The organism is Ochrobactrum sp. SFR4 (genome assembly GCF_019730395.1).
Lineage (GTDB): Bacteria > Pseudomonadota > Alphaproteobacteria > Rhizobiales > Rhizobiaceae > Pseudochrobactrum.
In genome coordinates, this window is record NZ_JAAPBB010000600.1 from 1 (window position 1) to 299 (window position 299).

Consider the following 299-nt stretch of genomic DNA (forward strand, 5'->3'; position numbering starts at 1 on the left):
CGCTGTCATCCCAAGCTGGCGCGATTATCTGGTTATGGGCATCGACAAGACGCCAGATCCATCAGACCAGTTTCTTCCTTCAGAAAAGGAAGAACGCAAAGTGTGGGATCGCTATATGGCCGAAGGCTGGCGCCAAGGGCGAATGCAGGCTGAAGAAGCCTTGAAAGAGAATATGAACCTCCTGCGCCGTGATTATCTCGGCATGGTCGAGTATCGACGGCTTGTCGATGCTGGTCTGGTCAACAGCATGGTTGTCACATCGAGCGAGGTTCGGGCGAAAGGAACGCCGGAAGAACTCT

Annotated in this window: 1 protein-coding gene; it reads left to right on the forward strand. The window is 53.8% G+C overall.

Features of this window, described 5'->3' with window-relative positions; genetic code table 11:
* Positions 1-299, forward strand: a 299-nt coding sequence (locus tag HBA93_RS20435; protein WP_221724495.1) for a type IV secretory system conjugative DNA transfer family protein, incomplete at both ends; no start/stop codon positions are given.